This is a genomic window from Prochlorococcus marinus str. MIT 9313 (genome assembly GCF_000011485.1).
GTDB lineage: Bacteria > Cyanobacteriota > Cyanobacteriia > PCC-6307 > Cyanobiaceae > Prochlorococcus > Prochlorococcus marinus_D.
Genome location: NC_005071.1, coordinates 819944 through 834963 on the forward strand (window position 1 = coordinate 819944; position 15020 = coordinate 834963).

Below are 15020 nucleotides of genomic sequence, written 5' to 3' on the forward strand. Positions count from 1 at the left end.
GTTGTTAACGACAAGGCTCGGTAGCTCAGCTGGTTAGAGCGTGGGATTCATAACCCCAAGGTCGGGAGTTCAAGTCTCCCCCGAGCCATTTTATCTTCTCAAATAGTCAATCTTCTGCTAATTGATTTATTTTGTTGTTGAATCTAAAAACTAAGTATAACTTTAGTCGAAATCTCAATCTCAATTATTTCATCTGACAAAAATTTAAAGGGCTCACTAATAGGATTTATACCTTCTTCAAAGAAAACAATGAGCCTTCACCACAACAAATCAAGTCAGACCAAATAATAAAAGGAATATCATTCCACAAAGCCTAAACGGAAATCAAGGGTTAGTAGAAAGTGAATCCAGGTAAATGTCGGCAAGATTGTCGAAAATATCGAGATCGAACTGACGTCGAGTAAAAAAGATATCAACCTCCGGAAAGAGCTGATTAGCCAGGTTTTAGGCTCTTAGCCTTTTTTTTGCCTCAATAAGAAATTTTTGAATCATACTCGCATTAAATGAAACATCAAGGGCTTTATGCTGACGAGGGAAAGCAGACCAGAGCAGCGACGACCACCTGTGAGTAAAAACACCTGCAAGGTATTGATTTGCTCCAGGGGTTAATCGCGTTTCGTTCAGTCTTGCCCTTGCGGAAAAATGTCTAGCTTTCCTATGAGATCAAATCATCAATAGCGTTCATGCACCCCTTGCGGATCTCTAACTCAAACGTTAATTTTCGCGCAAACTCCTCAAGGCTGAATGTCTAAGGGGTGCATCACGTTGATTGGGTCCCATGAACTCGCTGCCGTTGCTGATCTCAACCATCGCCGCGCCAGTACTTGCACTCGGGACACTCATCCACCTGCCTGGCCAAGCCAGTAAATATCATCATCCCTCCTCCCATCCATTACCACCACCTGTTCTCCCTCAACCTGATGGACAAATATGGGTCAAAGTCAACAGACCAGCAACGATTAAATTCATTGCTCATCAGCTTGGCATCTCTTTGTCTGAGATTTCAGCGCTCAATGATCAGCCATCAGCCAACAGGCTGATGGCTGGCAGTTGGATTGTGTTACCTGTCTCAGCTATGGCTCGTTTGCAGCAGTCCAAGTCTTTAGACATAACAACAGTCAGCCAAAACCTGCCGCCAGTGACCGCGCCTGCTCCACCTCCAAGCTTGGTCAAAATAGAAAGCGGAGACTCGATTGCATCAATTGCCAAGCAGCATGGTCAAACACATCAGAGGATTCGTCAGCTAAATCCAGGACTTCAGTTCAATCAACTCACAGTGGGTGGGAATATTCGAGTTGCCAAGGCAACACGTCCTCAAAAGAGGAAATTAACTACAACTCTTGGCAGTAACAACCTTCAATCCCTATCTCTAATAAGTAATGGAGTTGGATGGATAGATCTAGGTGATACTAACTCTTATATTTGGCCGACAAAGGGTGTAATCACGTCAGGATATGGCTGGCGTTGGGGAAGAATGCATCAAGGTATTGATATCGCGAATAAGGTCAATACACCTATCCTTTCGGCAAAAGGCGGCATTGTTTCCTATGCGGGCTGGAAAGGAGCTTACGGATATCTTGTAGAAATAGCACATGTAAACGGAGATTCAACTCGTTATGCTCACAACAATCGACTACTTGTTAAAAAGGGGCAGATCTTACCCCAAGGAGCCACAATCGCAACAATGGGGAGCACAGGACGAAGCACCGGGCCTCACCTACACTTTGAGATAAGAAAGAAGAGTGGAACAGCAATCAATCCAGCAACACTCCTACCCTCAAAAATAGTGACAATAGCGCCCAATCTTCACTATTGCTATCATCACAAATCCTTCCACGAACATCATGCATGATTAGATATATAATCCCTGAATTAGACCATTTTTCCTATTTTAATCAGAGAAATATAGGGAAACTAACACTTGCAAGTCTCTATTGCCAGCATGTATTCAAGCAACAGATAAGTGCACATAATATTGATCAGACAGTGAAAGATTTTTCGTAAGATTGTTTTTTCCGACTTTAACAACTTTGCCTGGTCTCATTATTCGATCACTATAAGGGGCCAATCCAGATTCTAGCTTAAACCAAAATTGACATGCTCCCAGCACGGTAATTTCTTTTTCATTAGGGTTATCATGAATGAATCAATTTATATTGGCATTTGTCATAGTTAATTTAAATAGTTTACAATCAAAACTCTAACGCATTTCAATTGCATTAAGTCTTTGTCGAAATGAACTCTGGTTCTCCTTCGCTTCTGCAATCTGTGTTTTATCGCTTTGGGAGAGCTCAGGCGTGTAGGGGCGCCTATTGCCTCGGTGGCTCCCAGATCGAATCGGCATCGCCTGAAGGGTTAGCTTTCTAGTGTTGGGATCACGAATTAGTGGTTGGAGCTTAAGTTCAGCCCTAAGCTGATTTAGAAGTCGAAAATGGCCTGTGTTACTGAACTTACGTAGCAAGGCTTGGTCCCAGGCTGTTGTTTGTTTGAGCATGTAAGAAGTTTAGATGATTCCCGTTTCAGCCATATTGATTACGCTTAGCGCTAGCGATCAAAACAGGCATGGCATGATAAATTTGAGTAGCCTACTAGAAGTCATACCGACTTCACTTTAGCTCTGGTTAAGCACATCTCTTGCAGAGCCATCAACTCTTAACTCTCCATCATGACGACCAACGAATGCCTACGGGTGGGTCAGCAGGCCCCAGACTTCAACGCTACAGCTGTTGTTGATCAAGAGTTTAAGGAAATAAGCCTATCCCAATACAGGGGGAAGTATGTGGTTTTATTCTTTTATCCTCTAGATTTCACTTTTGTATGCCCAACAGAAATTACAGCATTTAGTGATCGTTACACTGATTTCTCAAGCCGAAACACAGAGGTATTAGGTGTTTCAGTTGATAGTCAGTTCAGCCATCTTGCATGGATCCAGACATCACGTAAGGAAGGAGGTCTTGGTGACATCAACTATCCACTAATAGCTGATCTCAAGAAAGAGATTTCGACAGCCTATAACGTTTTAGATGATGAAGCTGGAGTAGCCCTACGTGGTTTGTTTATCATTGACCCAGATGGAGTAATAATGCATTCAACAATTAACAACCTACCAGTAGGAAGGAACGTGGATGAGACATTACGTGTACTGCAGGCCTTTCAGTATGTACAGTCACATCCAGATGAGGTATGCCCTGCTAATTGGACACCAGGAGAGAAAACAATGAAACCAGATCCAGTTGGAAGCAAGGAGTTCTTCGCCTCAATAAATTAATCATTAATCTATCAATACATCATTAATTTAATTGATCTGCTGCCTTAATTGGTGGCAGATCATTTCTATTCAAATACACTGCTTTATTGCTTGATCCGTCAACCAAGGCCCTTAGGCCTTCACCGAGATCCTCAGCCATGGCAATCCTTTTGCCATCACTAACAACTACCCTGGTAAGGGTTGGCAAACCACCTTGACGTGCCCTTAGGTAAACAGGTTCTACATAAAGAAGGGCCTTGCCTAGGGGTACAACAAGAAGATTGCCTTGCACAACTTCAGATCCAGCACGATCCCAAAGTCCAAACTGTTGGCTGATCTGTGGGTCCTGATTGATAAGGGCCTGAATCTGTTCAGGACCGAAGATTGGCGTTTGACTTGGAAAACGTAGCAAGACTAATTTTCCATAATGCTCACCATCACTGCGAGCAGCGAGCCACGCTGAAAGATTGGGGCGAGCAAGTGGTGTTAGTGGTTGTAATAAGAGAAATTCTGAACTTTCTTGAGTACCTAATTGTGCAGTGATGTGATATGGATCAACAGGAACCTGCCGCCTACCATAGAGTTCCTTTGGAACCTGCCAAACATCATCACCGCTATAGAATATACGAGGATCAGTAACGTGGTATCTTAGTAATTGCTGTACCTGTACATTAAACAAGTCTGTAGGCACCTTGAGATGCTCTCGCAAGCTTGAAGGCATCTCCTCAAGAGGTTTGAATAGATCTGGAAACAATCGCTGCCAACCCAATATTATCGGATCCCGCGGTTCACTCACATACAAGTGAACACGACCACTGTATGCATCAACAATAGCTTTGACTGAGTTACGTAAATATCGCAGCGGGCGACCATCTGGGAGGTTTGCTGCGTATGGGTATGTGCGTGAGCTTGTATAAGCTTCAACAATCCAGTATTGGTTTTGCTTAGCTTCATAATTAAGATCTTTAGAACTAACTGAAGTAGAGACCAAATATGGGTCACCAATGACTTCAAGGAATGGCGCTATTGCCCTCACTCTTTGCCTTACTTCGCGCCTAATAAGAAGTTTGGAATTAATCGTTAGCGATCCTGTATTAAGAAGACGGGGTTCGAAAAGGTACATAGCTGCTGCTAATTGTTGCCAGGGCTGCCCCACCGGCACACCTCCTGATCCTAAATAGTGATTGTAGATATTCTTATCACCTACTGGATAATCCAGTTCTTTTAGTTTGCTCGGAGCAAGAGCATAAGGAGAGGGTAGCATTCCAAAATAGAGAGCTGCTCTCCCAATAGGGACAGCCTCTTTGACATCTTCACGAGTAATGCCTAGCTCAGAACTACCCTCAAGACGTGTTGAGGTTCCTAGATCACTGATAAAATAGTCAGGTAGACCATCGGGTGCTCTTGTATTGACTGGACTGAGAGTAAAGCCATATCCATGCGTGAATACAAAATGACGATTCAACCAAGTACGTGAACGTTTTGGAAGTGCAGCCTGATCAAGTTCGCGTGCTGTGATCATGACCTGTTGACGGTTCGCTACGTCAGGCACAAAGCGATAACGATCTACTGCTGCATTTGAAAAGCGATAGTAAACCCTCAATTGCTGTAATTGACGATTGGTTGCCAATAGAGGCTGACTGTCCCATAGACGAATATTCCTTAGTGTGCTAGCACCTTGTTCAAGATCAAGTTGAGTTAACTGAGGTTGAGGATTAATAAGTGTGGTTGTTATCGAGTCAAGCTGAAATGCTTTCCTCGTGGCTTTAATTGCTCGAATGATGTAAGGGGTTTCTAGTTTCAGTTCTCTAGGTTTAACGACCATCCACTGCACAAACGGAGCCAAAAGTACTTCGAGAAGAATTGCTCCTACGCCAATAATTGAAGCAATTAATCTCAATAGACGCCTTTGTTGTATCCATGTAAATGGAATTACCAGAAATGCGAAAACCAAAATTGCCAAACTTGCCAAACTTCGTAGAGGAAGTATCAGGTGAGCATCCAACCAGCCAGCTCCGGCCACCGTACCGTTCTGCGTCCACAGAAGTTCATGACGTGATAACCATAAAAGTGCTGAAAGTGTTAAAAGTATGATGCCGATTAGTGGCCTTAAGAAATTGCACTGTCTAGGAGATAAACCTTTGAAAACCCAATCCGAAAGCGATTCAGGCTGGGCTAACTTCATCCATATAGTCGTACATGTTGTTAAGATTAGTTGGGCCAATAGAACAACCAAAGCAAAGGCTAGTGCTGGAAATTGGCCGAGCCCAAAACTTACATCGCCACCCAGTAGTGGTTCTTTAATACCTGTAGGAGGTATAGCAAGGGCGAGTGCCCATAGCCCCCAGCCTCTAGCAATCGAGATACTGAAGCAAAAACAACCAATTAAATGAGCAATCCTTCCCCCTCGGGCATTGCCAAGCATCACGCAAATTGAGATGAATACGCAGGACAGCGGAATCACCAGCGCCCAAATGTCTTCAAAAGGTTCACTCCACCAATGCCCAAGGTCAAATGGCTTGAAACAAGCTAACCACGCCAATCGACTGAGTAATACAAGATCACCGACCACCACCACGAAGCAGCCAAGTAGCCCCAAGCCATAACGCCATCCATGCAGGGAAAGGGATGACTCTCCCAAGTTGCTTGCAACTTCGAGTTTGATCCAGTTGCGCTGCCAAAGCTGACAAGTCGCGACAACCAGAAGGGCGAGGAGAAGTCCTCCCAGTTGCCAGAGCCAACGGCGGAGAAGCATCCCTTGCCAATCAAATTGACCGAACCACAACCATTCGACTTGAACCCGCATCAACAAACAGAAAGCTGCAATAGATAGCAAGAGCCAAAGCCATTGGCTCTTGAACCATTGCAAGGGTCGGGCGAAACAAGCCAAGCCCATCGACTCAATCAACACAGGCTAAGCCGTTCTAGTTACACGCCCACTGGCTGTGACTGATCAACAGTCAATCCAGCCAATTGCAGAAAACGATCAGTATGGAGAGTTTCCTCCTGAATCAGAGTATCAACCAACAGATCCATCACTTCCCTTCTTGGCGAAAGCAAGTTAATTGCCTGCTCTAAGGCTTCAACCGCTAAAGCTCGTATCTGCTCGTCTATGACTTTGCCAGTCGATTCCGCGTAGCTCGGGCGTGTATGGATCAAATCACGTCCTAGGAAAACCTCTGAGCCCTCTATCTCCAAAGCGATAGGCCCAAGGCTCGAAAAGCCGAACCGCGTCACCATCTCTCGAGCCAGATGCGCAACGCTCTGCAAGTCGCCACTTGCACCCTGGGTGATTTCATCGAGTCCAAAAACCACCAACTCTGCTGCCCGACCGCCAAGGGCAACCACAAGCCTTGCGAAGAGATATCCCTTTGTGACCAGGCCTGAATCAAGGATTTCCTCATCTGGCCAGAAACGAGTAAATCCGCCAACGCCTCCGCTACGAGGCAAAAGTGTGACCTTATCTATGCGGTCGGCATGAGGGGTTAAAGCTGCAACCAAGGCATGTCCAATCTCGTGATAGGCAATCAACCTCTTTTTTGCACTGTCTTGTAGAGGTGCTGCAGAGAGTCCCATCGTGATCCTTTCAAGCGCCGCTTCAAGCTGTTCAGTGCCAATGCATGCTTTCTCCTGCCTTGCTGTGAGGATGGCAGCTTCGTTCAATAAGTTGGCAAGATCAGCCCCTGAGAAACCAGGCGTTCGACGTGCCCAATCTTGCAAACATACCTCCTCCGCAAGGGGTCGAGTTCGAGCATGAACAGCGAGGATTTCCTTACGACCCCGACGATCAGGAAGGGAAACTTCAATACGACGATCAAAGCGTCCAGGCCGCATCAGTGCCGCATCAAGCACATCTGGCCGATTGGTAGCTGCAAGAAGAATGACGCCAGAATTATCTGCAAACCCATCCATTTCTGTCAGAAGCTGATTCAGAGTCTGTTCTCGTTCATCATTTCCACCACCAATGCCAGCCCCTCGCTGTCTCCCCACAGCATCAATTTCATCTATAAACACGATGCATGGGGCTTTCTCTTTAGCTTTGCGGAATAGGTCTCTTACTCGACTAGCACCCACGCCAACAAATAATTCCACAAATTCAGAGGCCGCCATAGAGAAAAAAGGCACGTCTGCCTCACCAGCAATTGCCTTGGCCAAGAGGGTTTTCCCTGTTCCAGGAGCACCCACTAGAAGAACACCCCTTGGGATCAGGGCGCCAAGCTTGATGAAACTCTCAGGTTGCCGCAAGAAAGTAACCACCTCTTGCAGCTCCTCTTTCGCTTCTTTAATCCCCGCTACATCATCAAAGCGAATAGGTAGATCCTCTTGCGGTTTCAACCGAGGTTGACTACGTCCAAATCCCATTGCTCTGTTTGCCACTTGAGCAGAACGACGAAAAAGAAACGTCAAGCCAACAACAACCATCAAGATCAATACAAGATTGCCGGCCATTCCTGCAAATGCCTGTTCCTGACGAATGTCCTTCACCGTCAGAGAGGTATCAGCAGCCTCGGCGACTCGTAGGATTTGTTGGTAATTATCGAAGATCGCCACCTTCTCCTGGTGTCCATCCTTGAAAACCACCACGACTTCTCGCCGAGCTGGTATCAACTCCAACGACTTAACCTTTTTCTCTTTGATCTGATTGAGCAGCTGGCTATAGCTGATTGTGGGTTTCTGCTTGAAGGGCGCAAAGGATACAGCTTCAGATGAATGCTGAGACTGATCTGCTTCCAGAGATGAACGCTTCAGAGATGGCGACCCCTGCAGTGCCGATGGACCTGAACTCACAGCAACGTTGCGGTGTCCAGAGCCTAGCTATTTGACGCAAGGCCTTACTAAAGGGGAGGATTATCGTTTGGCTGTTCCTGCCTGAGATGGCTGTACCGAAGAAAAAAACCTCCAAAGGCAAACGTAATCAGCGTCATGCCATCTGGAAAGCTAAAGCCGCCACAGCGGCTCAACGCGCTCTATCAATCGGTAAATCGGTTCTAAGTGGTCGAGCACAAGGATTTGTTTATCCAATGCAAGAGTCTGATGATGATGAGTCTTGATATCCACGCTGACCGACCCACATCAACTGGCGTGCAGGCGTAAGGGTAGCGACGACATCAGCCTCTATCCCATCGAGACAAGTTAAGGGAATAGAGGCAAGGATCATGCGCACAAAACCCTCAAACGATTCTTGATCAAGGCAAACACCACGATTTAATTGCATCAAGCTCTCCTGGTTAGCTTTCCAAATTCGTGTAGAGCTTGGATCGATTGCTTTCAGGTGCCAGAGAGTATCTAAACGGTCCCATATCGGCACATAGCCGTTCAACGCCTCTTGGACAACAAGGCGATAATCATGCTCAAGCTTGTTCAGCGGTGGTACGAGCTGATCCGAAAATTGGCCTGCCTCTGCAAATTTGCAAGGCAAGCAACCAAGGATCCATCCTTCTATGACAAGTACCTTTGGATCAGAAAGGTGCCAGCCATCTCGATCACCTCGACCATGGCGGAGCGCTTTGTCGAACATCGGTGCTTTTAAGTGACCAGTTGACTGCCATGTATCCAGCACACTGGCCAACAAATCGAGATCATGGCTGCCTGGAAGCGCTCTAGGCACTCTCCAAGGATTACCGCTCATGCTTCGATCGAGCTGAGGGAATGGCCAATAAAAATCATCCAATGAAATCACCTTGATCGGCCAACCAAGTTCTCCAGCAGCGGCTTCGAGCCAACAACCAAGGCTCGTCTTTCCGCAACCCGGAAGGCCTGTTATACCAAGCAATGATCGATCGCTTTTGCCAAGACACCCTTCCACAAGTGTGAGTAACGGCAAACCAAGCCCCCAAATCCAATCGGTGCGGGTAGATGGATGCCAGAAAGGCCTTTTTAGCGAGATGCCGCCTCGCTTTTGCCAATGGATAAGCCAAGCTTGTGGATCAGGCCAACCCAATTGAACGAGTAACTGTTCAAGAGGTTGAATTGGAAAGAGAATATGGGGGTCGGCAGGGTCAGACCAAGGCGTTAAAAATTTATTTTGATGATGATCAAGAACCAAGCTTGAAGGCCTCGAGGACAACTGCATAAACCGCGCCAATCCTCAGGTTGTCCAAAGCCAACCAGTGCAACGGCCAAGGCTCAATCTCAACACGGCTGCGCAAGAAGACCAATAGCTCAATGATCAAAACCATCACAATGACAACAAGCGGTCTCATATCAATCTTCTGCAGGTAATAGACAGTGAGGTTGCTACCGAGATAAAAACCAAGCAACAAAGCGATCAGAGCAATGCTGCGCCGCCTCCATGATCCAAGCCAAGCTTGAGCAAAATGCCCCCACAGCTGACGCTGGAATCGTGCAAAGCGTGTGTTTTGTAGGCTCATGAAGGAGCCATATCGATGAGTCTTTGTAAGTACTCCAGCTTGACCTGCTCTTGAACACAAGGGGGGCCTACGAGCACTTTGCAGGGCAACTCTTTGTCACCAAGATGGTCGAACACCGCATTGGCTTGGTGGAACTGTGATTTCAGTTCCTGATCCCATGGGGATGGGGTGAGCAGGCATGGCAGATTTGCAGCTCTAGCGGCAGCAAGTCCAGCTGCAGAATCTTCGATCACTATCACCTCATTCTTGTTGAAACCACTGGCGCAAAGTGCATGCAGATAGCCCTCTGGATGTGGCTTGCCAAGGCAAACATCCTCAGCGGTGATGCATCCCTGGAATGGTGAATCACCATGAGGGAAATTCACCTCAAGCAAGGCGTTTACAGAGTCGCGACCGCTTGTGGTTACCACCCATTGCTCCACTCCATTCAGTTGGAGTTCCTTGAGAAGACGCCGCACACCCGGTCTCCAAGGGACGTATCCAGAACGTATTCTTTCGATGTAGTGGTGTTGTTTACGTCTACGCAACTGAGCCAAATACTCTTCATTGAACTCTTCTCCCAGGTGCCCAGCATAGGTCTCAACACGTTGTCTCCCACCTGGTATTCGTAGAAGTTCAGCGTAGAGGTGGCGATCCCAAAACCATGCAAGTTCCGCCTCGGCAAACGCTGCATTAAAGGCCACGCGATGGCCTTCCATTTCTGTGTCAGCAAGGGTGCCATCAACGTCCCAGAACACTGAACAAAGCTTGTTCATGTCTAGCGGCGATACAACTCCCTGACAGCTTGAAGCAACGCTAAAAATGCAAAAGGTTGCCTAGGACCATTGTCATCATCCCAACATCCCACCTGGAGCTGGCAGCTGCCGAAGCCCATCCCCTCTGACCCTCTGCCAGAAGTTCCTCTTCCTTTGCCTCTAAGGGCCGTGCTGGTTCGCAGAGGCGTGCTGGATTCCTCTACAGCTACAACGATCCTGGAACCACCCAAACCACCAGATCCTTGCGATCACTTTCCTGATCTAGCGAAGGCCATTGTTCGTCTGCAGGGAGCCTGTCAAATAGCAGAATCAGTCGCCATCTGTGGCGACTACGACGCCGATGGGATGACCAGCACAGCCTTGCTAATGGTGACGTTGAAGTGTCTTGGCGCTCAACCAATAGCTGCGATCCCGAACCGAAAAAGTGAAGGCTACGGTCTCAATCGCGACATGGTGATAAGGCTTCATGAACAGGGAATTCGACTGATTGTCACCGTCGACAACGGTGTAACAGCCCAAGATGCACTGCAACAGGCAGAAAACCTCTCTATGGAGGTGATCCTCACCGACCACCACACACTCCCAGACTCACCTCTTAATGTGCTCTGCCTGCTTCATCCATCAGTAACACCTCAAGACTCACCCTACCGATGCCTGGCAGGCGTAGGTCTGGCATACCTGCTTGCTTCATCTCTTGCTGAAGCGATGGATTGCAAAGAAGCAATAGGGCCTGCAAGAGATTTATTCTGTATTGGAACAGTAGCGGATATGGCACCGCTCACTGGTGCAAATCGAGCCTTCTTGAGAGAAGGTCTGAACAATCTGCATCGAACCCGATGTAAAGGCCTTAGAGCTCTCCAACGGCTGGCTGGTATAGAAGAACGTCCCCTTAAAGCCGAAGACATCGGCTTCCAGCTAGCCCCAAGGATTAATGCCGTAGGGCGTCTAGGTGATCCGCAGCTCGTGGTGAAACTTTTGACTGTCGATAACGAAGACGAGGCCATGACCCTTGCTCGTCAATGTGACCAGCTCAACCGGCAGCGCAAGGATCTCTGTAATGCCATTGAGGCAGAAGCTATTGCCCTGGTTGAGGCCGAGGGTGCAACACCTCCACCATTTTTGATGCTTGCTCAGAATCATTGGCACCATGGCGTGATCGGAATCGTGGCAGCTCGTCTAATGGAAAGATATTTTCGCCCAACTGCATTACTTGCTGGTGAGGGAGACGGACGTCTACGTGCCTCTGTACGTGCACCATCTGGGTTCGCTGTGAATGATTCTCTCAAGGCCTGTGCTGTTCATCTTGATCGCTTTGGTGGCCATTCAGCAGCAGGTGGTTTTACGATTCGAGCTGAAAAAGTAGGAGCACTGCATGAAGCATTAAATAAGCTGGCTAGCAATTGGCATGCAACTGTTGGTGGTGGGGTCTCTATTTCACCAGAAACACTTTTAAAGCTTCATGAGATCAACTTGGATCTATGGAATAGCCTTCAGCAACTAGAGCCCTTTGGCATTGGTCACCCAGCTCCACTGTTCTGGGCACGGAATTGTCTTGTTGTTGACCAGCACAGAATGCGTGGTGGTCACCTGCAACTAATTTTGGCCCAAGGTGACTGCCAGAGAAGGGCAATTGCGTGGCGATTGATAAGCGAAGCCCAAGTTCCTGAACGGATTGACGTAGCATTTCGAATCAACATGAACCACTGGCAAGGGGAGGACCGCCTGCAGATGGAGGTTGTCGCCCTACGGGCATATTGCCCTGAAATCAACCTTCATCGCAAGGATAAAACCTATCGCTGCCTTATCGACAAAGAAGGTCAAATGGTACTAGTTAATCCTAAAGGTGAGGTTCTAAAAGCCATCTTGTCAAGCAATGGAAAGCTTAAATGCACTGACAGTCGAGCTAGACATCCTTACATTCATAACCTGATCGAAGAGGGATTAATAGGTCTGGGACTTCGCCCATGAGTTTTGATCTACGACGGCTCGAACAATTAATCCCAGGAGTGATTGGAAGAAAACAATCTGAGATTATTCAGCTCTTTCAACATCTTTTATGTCTTTTGATTATTGGCCTTCTAATCGGCCTTGCATGCCTGCCACTCAACCTGATTGATGGAATTCAAAAGTCTCTATTTCAGCAGTTACCAGCAACAACAGGAAGTGCATGGCGGCCCATTGGTCTGATATTGGCACTTTTGCCGATAGGAGTGATGCCAATCCTCTTGTTACTGCAGCGGGGGCCATGGCGAGATGCAGCTGGCTCTGGGATACCCCAGACGATGAATGCTCTTGAAGATCACTCACAGCTAGCACCTGCTCTCGCTGCACCTAGAACGATTCAACGTGGCCTTCTCTGGACTATTGCAACGGTTGCCCTTTTCCCTCTTGGACGGGAAGGGCCAGTGGTGCATTTAGGAGCAGCTGTTGCACGTGCAATTCACAAACGTTTTAAGCGTTGGCTCCCTTCACTGAATGAGCGTCAGATTGTCGCTATTGGTGGCGGTGCCGGACTTGCAGGAGGCTTCAATACGCCTCTACTAGCACCAATATTCATGATTGAGGAACTCACAACTGAATATTCCCTCACTTTGATTTGGCCTGCTCTTGTGATTGGAATCTCCGCGGCTTGGTTTAGCAGCGTTGGCGGAGAACCAATCTTCGGTCTTGGCATGATCAATGTAATGGCTCCAGAATCCGAGCAGCTCTTAATTGCTATTCCAATTGGGATTTTGGCTGGGCTTGTGGGGGGATTCTTTAATCGAGGCCTTATCTGGTGCTCTTCATTTCTTGAACCATGGGTGCGTCAACGACCAATCCGCACTGGGCTTTTGCTTGGAATATGCCTAAGCACCTTGGCTCTAAGCAGCTGGGGGACAAGCACAGGTGATGGAGAGGGGCTTCTGCAATTGTTGATTCAAGAAGGCATGCCGAACCATTTCCCTGATGGTGGCTCTATTTCACAAGGAATAACGTCTATATGGATCACCTTGGTTCGCGTCTTGGCTCCGATGATTGCACTTTCACCTGGTGTACCTGGAGGCCTTATTGACCCTTCACTTGCGTTTGGAGGCCTCCTCGGTTACACGTTCTGTGGATTGGTTGGTTCAAGCACTCATCTCGGCTTAGCGCTTGGAATGGCTGCTGGTTTGGCTGGTGCCACACAGCTTCCACTTGTCTCGATTGTGTTCGCCTGGAGACTAGTTGGCGATCAGCAACTTTTTGCAGGTGTGATTCTTTGTTCAGTGCTGGCCGCCTACATAGGACGGTTGGTGGCACGTAAGCCCGTCTATCACGCTCTTGCCGAACTTCAAAGACCTAATCGATTTTGATAGAAGCATAGAAATATAATTGCTGGACCGGCTAGGGCGACTGCGCCAAGTGGCCCAAAGATCTCGAGAATGCGGATGGCAGTGTCCATAGCGACTTAGAGATGATCCCTTTTGACTGATAGAGAATACGAGATTGCCCTCACATAAAGTGTGACTGATTACCGACTCTGTGATGCCTTGTCACAGCATGAAGGATGAGCGATGCCTGGACGAAGTGGCAATGTATACAAAATTGCGGAGCCTGCTGCCGTCTAGATCCCACTGATCGAGGAGAAGCGATCGCAGTACTGAATGAAAGGCAGCAAGAGATTTATTTCGGGATGGTCAACCCCGACGGCTGGTGCAAGCATTACGACACTGGTGGACGTCGTTGTCGCATCTATGACTCCCGCCCTGATTTCTGCAGGGTTGGTTTACTGGCATCACTTTTCAATCTGCCGCAGGACAAATCAGAATCATTTGCAATCCACTGCTGCCACCAGCAGATTCGATCTGTCTATGGCGGTAGAAGCCGAGAGCTACGAGCCTTTGAACGTAGCCTGCGCCTTCCACTTCAAAAAGATGGTTAAGGCACCAACTGCTAAGGACACAATTGCAAAACCCGCTCCTGAGAACGGAGCAATGGGTTTCACAACGGTGTTGTTAACGACATTCACCACAGTCTTTTTGGCTGAACTTGGCGATAAAACCCAGCTAGCAACCCTATTGCTATCAGCTCAGTCAGGCCAACCATGGGTTGTGTTTCTCGGGGCTGCCCTAGCTCTCATCTCCTCCAGTTTGGTGGGCGTCTTGGTGGGTCGCTGGCTGGCTGGAATCCTGCCACCAGAACGCCTGCAAAAAATGGCCGGGGTGCTGATGGTGGGCTTGGGGTTATGGCTTGGACTACAAGCAACACAGTCTCTGCTAATCGCAAGCCAATAATTAAGACTATGGATTTCACCCTGCTGTTATCGACATTCATCACAGTGTTCCTTGCCGAACTCGGTGACAAGACACAGCTGGCAACCGTAGCCATCAGTGGAACAACAAACAGACCTTTTGCTGTTTTTCTTGGTTCTGCAAGTGCTTTGGTCTTTGCAAGCCTGTTGGGGGCCATGGCCGGAGGATCGATGGCTGCTTTAATCCCTGAAAACCTTTTGCAATTGCTGGCTTCGTTAGGCTTTCTGATCATTGGCCTACGCCTTATGTTCTCAAACCTGAGTCTTTCTTCTGCAGAGGAGGAAGCCCCTAAGAAATAAATGCCATTAAATGTCTAGAATTAACTCACAGCCAATGTTGACTCTGCGCTGTCTTCGGATTCCTCTTTGGTGATGGC

14 protein-coding genes and 1 tRNA gene are annotated in these 15020 nt (G+C 47.8%); 9 read left to right on the forward strand and 6 right to left on the reverse strand.

All coding sequences use genetic code 11. The features are described 5' to 3' along the window. Window positions 1-14: 14 nt before the first annotated feature. Window positions 15-88 (forward strand) — tRNA-Met (locus tag AKG35_RS03915). A 690-nt stretch (window positions 89-778) separates the two neighbouring features. After that, a complete protein-coding gene (locus AKG35_RS03920) occupies window positions 779-1852 on the forward strand; it encodes a peptidoglycan DD-metalloendopeptidase family protein (RefSeq protein WP_011130130.1) in 1074 nt (357 codons plus the stop codon). Between the two features lie 348 nt (window positions 1853-2200). Here the strand turns inward: AKG35_RS03920 and AKG35_RS13460 are convergent, their stop codons facing one another. Further along, on the reverse strand, window positions 2201-2494 hold the full coding sequence (locus tag AKG35_RS13460) for a hypothetical protein (RefSeq protein WP_011130131.1): 294 nt from the start codon (window positions 2492-2494) through the stop codon (window positions 2201-2203). Between the two features lie 171 nt (window positions 2495-2665). Between AKG35_RS13460 and AKG35_RS03930 the strand changes: the two genes are divergently transcribed. Then, entirely contained in the window at window positions 2666-3268 is a 603-nt protein-coding gene (locus tag AKG35_RS03930; protein WP_011130132.1) for a peroxiredoxin, read from the forward strand. A gap of 22 nt (window positions 3269-3290) precedes the next feature. Here AKG35_RS03930 and AKG35_RS03935 read toward each other — a convergent pair whose 3' ends face one another. After that, on the reverse strand, window positions 3291-6143 hold the full coding sequence (locus AKG35_RS03935; protein ID WP_041384329.1) for a UPF0182 family protein: 2853 nt from the start codon (window positions 6141-6143) through the stop codon (window positions 3291-3293). Window positions 6144-6175: 32 nt separating this feature from the next. Beyond that, window positions 6176-8035 (reverse strand): ATP-dependent zinc metalloprotease FtsH, encoded by a 1860-nt coding sequence (gene ftsH / locus AKG35_RS03940; protein WP_011130134.1) that lies wholly within the window; start codon window positions 8033-8035, stop codon window positions 6176-6178. Window positions 8036-8121: 86 nt separating this feature from the next. Between ftsH and rpmF the strand changes: the two genes are divergently transcribed. Next, entirely contained in the window at window positions 8122-8298 is a 177-nt protein-coding gene (gene rpmF, locus AKG35_RS12265) for a 50S ribosomal protein L32 (protein WP_011130135.1), read from the forward strand. Here the strand turns inward: rpmF and AKG35_RS03945 are convergent. The 3 genes from AKG35_RS03945 to AKG35_RS03955 are packed head-to-tail and all read right to left on the reverse strand — an operon-like array spanning window position 8262 to window position 10373. Further along, on the reverse strand, window positions 8262-9320 hold the full coding sequence (locus AKG35_RS03945; RefSeq protein WP_011130136.1) for a kinase: 1059 nt from the start codon (window positions 9318-9320) through the stop codon (window positions 8262-8264). The genes rpmF and AKG35_RS03945 overlap by 37 nt on opposite strands. After that, window positions 9283-9618 (reverse strand): DUF565 domain-containing protein, encoded by a 336-nt coding sequence (locus tag AKG35_RS03950; RefSeq protein WP_011130137.1) that lies wholly within the window; start codon window positions 9616-9618, stop codon window positions 9283-9285. The genes AKG35_RS03945 and AKG35_RS03950 overlap by 38 nt, the downstream gene beginning before the upstream one ends. Next, the gene (locus tag AKG35_RS03955; protein ID WP_011130138.1) at window positions 9615-10373 is read right to left on the reverse strand and encodes an HAD-IA family hydrolase; all 759 of its coding nucleotides are present in this window, start codon (window positions 10371-10373) and stop codon (window positions 9615-9617) included. The genes AKG35_RS03950 and AKG35_RS03955 overlap by 4 nt, the downstream gene beginning before the upstream one ends. A gap of 69 nt (window positions 10374-10442) precedes the next feature. Between AKG35_RS03955 and recJ the strand changes: the two genes are divergently transcribed. The 5 genes from recJ (at window position 10443) to AKG35_RS03980 (ending at window position 14943) form a co-directional block, all read left to right on the forward strand. Continuing rightward, window positions 10443-12341, forward strand: a complete 1899-nt coding sequence (recJ, locus tag AKG35_RS03960; protein WP_011130139.1) for a single-stranded-DNA-specific exonuclease RecJ — start codon at window positions 10443-10445, stop codon at window positions 12339-12341. Beyond that, window positions 12338-13705 carry a chloride channel protein gene (locus AKG35_RS03965; protein WP_011130140.1) on the forward strand — a complete coding sequence of 456 codons (1368 nt, stop codon included), beginning with the start codon at window positions 12338-12340 and terminating at the stop codon, window positions 13703-13705. The genes recJ and AKG35_RS03965 overlap by 4 nt, the downstream gene beginning before the upstream one ends. A 194-nt stretch (window positions 13706-13899) precedes the next feature. Further along, complete coding sequence (locus tag AKG35_RS03970) at window positions 13900-14274, forward strand: YkgJ family cysteine cluster protein (protein WP_011130141.1); 375 nt, start codon at window positions 13900-13902, stop codon at window positions 14272-14274. Window positions 14275-14326: 52 nt separating this feature from the next. Beyond that, window positions 14327-14626, forward strand: a complete 300-nt coding sequence (locus AKG35_RS03975) for a TMEM165/GDT1 family protein (RefSeq protein ID WP_011130142.1) — start codon at window positions 14327-14329, stop codon at window positions 14624-14626. An 8-nt stretch (window positions 14627-14634) separates the two neighbouring features. Next, on the forward strand, window positions 14635-14943 hold the full coding sequence (locus AKG35_RS03980) for a TMEM165/GDT1 family protein (protein WP_011130143.1): 309 nt from the start codon (window positions 14635-14637) through the stop codon (window positions 14941-14943). The last annotated feature ends 77 nt before the right edge of the window (window positions 14944-15020 follow it).

Bases quoted from the DNA above. Each gene is read 5' to 3' on its own strand.
- AKG35_RS03920 (WP_011130130.1), top strand. From the start codon at position 779: ATGAACTCGCTGCCGTTGCTGATCTCAACCATCGCCGCGCCAGTACTT.
- AKG35_RS13460 (WP_011130131.1), bottom strand. From the start codon at position 2,494: ATGCTCAAACAAACAACAGCCTGGGACCAAGCCTTGCTACGTAAGTTC.
- AKG35_RS03930 (WP_011130132.1), top strand. From the start codon at position 2,666: ATGACGACCAACGAATGCCTACGGGTGGGTCAGCAGGCCCCAGACTTC.
- AKG35_RS03935 (WP_041384329.1), bottom strand. From the start codon at position 6,143: ATGGGCTTGGCTTGTTTCGCCCGACCCTTGCAATGGTTCAAGAGCCAA.
- rpmF (WP_011130135.1), top strand. From the start codon at position 8,122: ATGGCTGTACCGAAGAAAAAAACCTCCAAAGGCAAACGTAATCAGCGT.
- AKG35_RS03945 (WP_011130136.1), bottom strand. From the start codon at position 9,320: ATGCAGTTGTCCTCGAGGCCTTCAAGCTTGGTTCTTGATCATCATCAA.
- AKG35_RS03950 (WP_011130137.1), bottom strand. From the start codon at position 9,618: ATGAGCCTACAAAACACACGCTTTGCACGATTCCAGCGTCAGCTGTGG.
- AKG35_RS03955 (WP_011130138.1), bottom strand. From the start codon at position 10,373: ATGAACAAGCTTTGTTCAGTGTTCTGGGACGTTGATGGCACCCTTGCT.
- AKG35_RS03965 (WP_011130140.1), top strand. From the start codon at position 12,338: ATGAGTTTTGATCTACGACGGCTCGAACAATTAATCCCAGGAGTGATT.
- AKG35_RS03970 (WP_011130141.1), top strand. From the start codon at position 13,900: ATGAGCGATGCCTGGACGAAGTGGCAATGTATACAAAATTGCGGAGCC.
- AKG35_RS03975 (WP_011130142.1), top strand. From the start codon at position 14,327: ATGGGTTTCACAACGGTGTTGTTAACGACATTCACCACAGTCTTTTTG.
- AKG35_RS03980 (WP_011130143.1), top strand. From the start codon at position 14,635: ATGGATTTCACCCTGCTGTTATCGACATTCATCACAGTGTTCCTTGCC.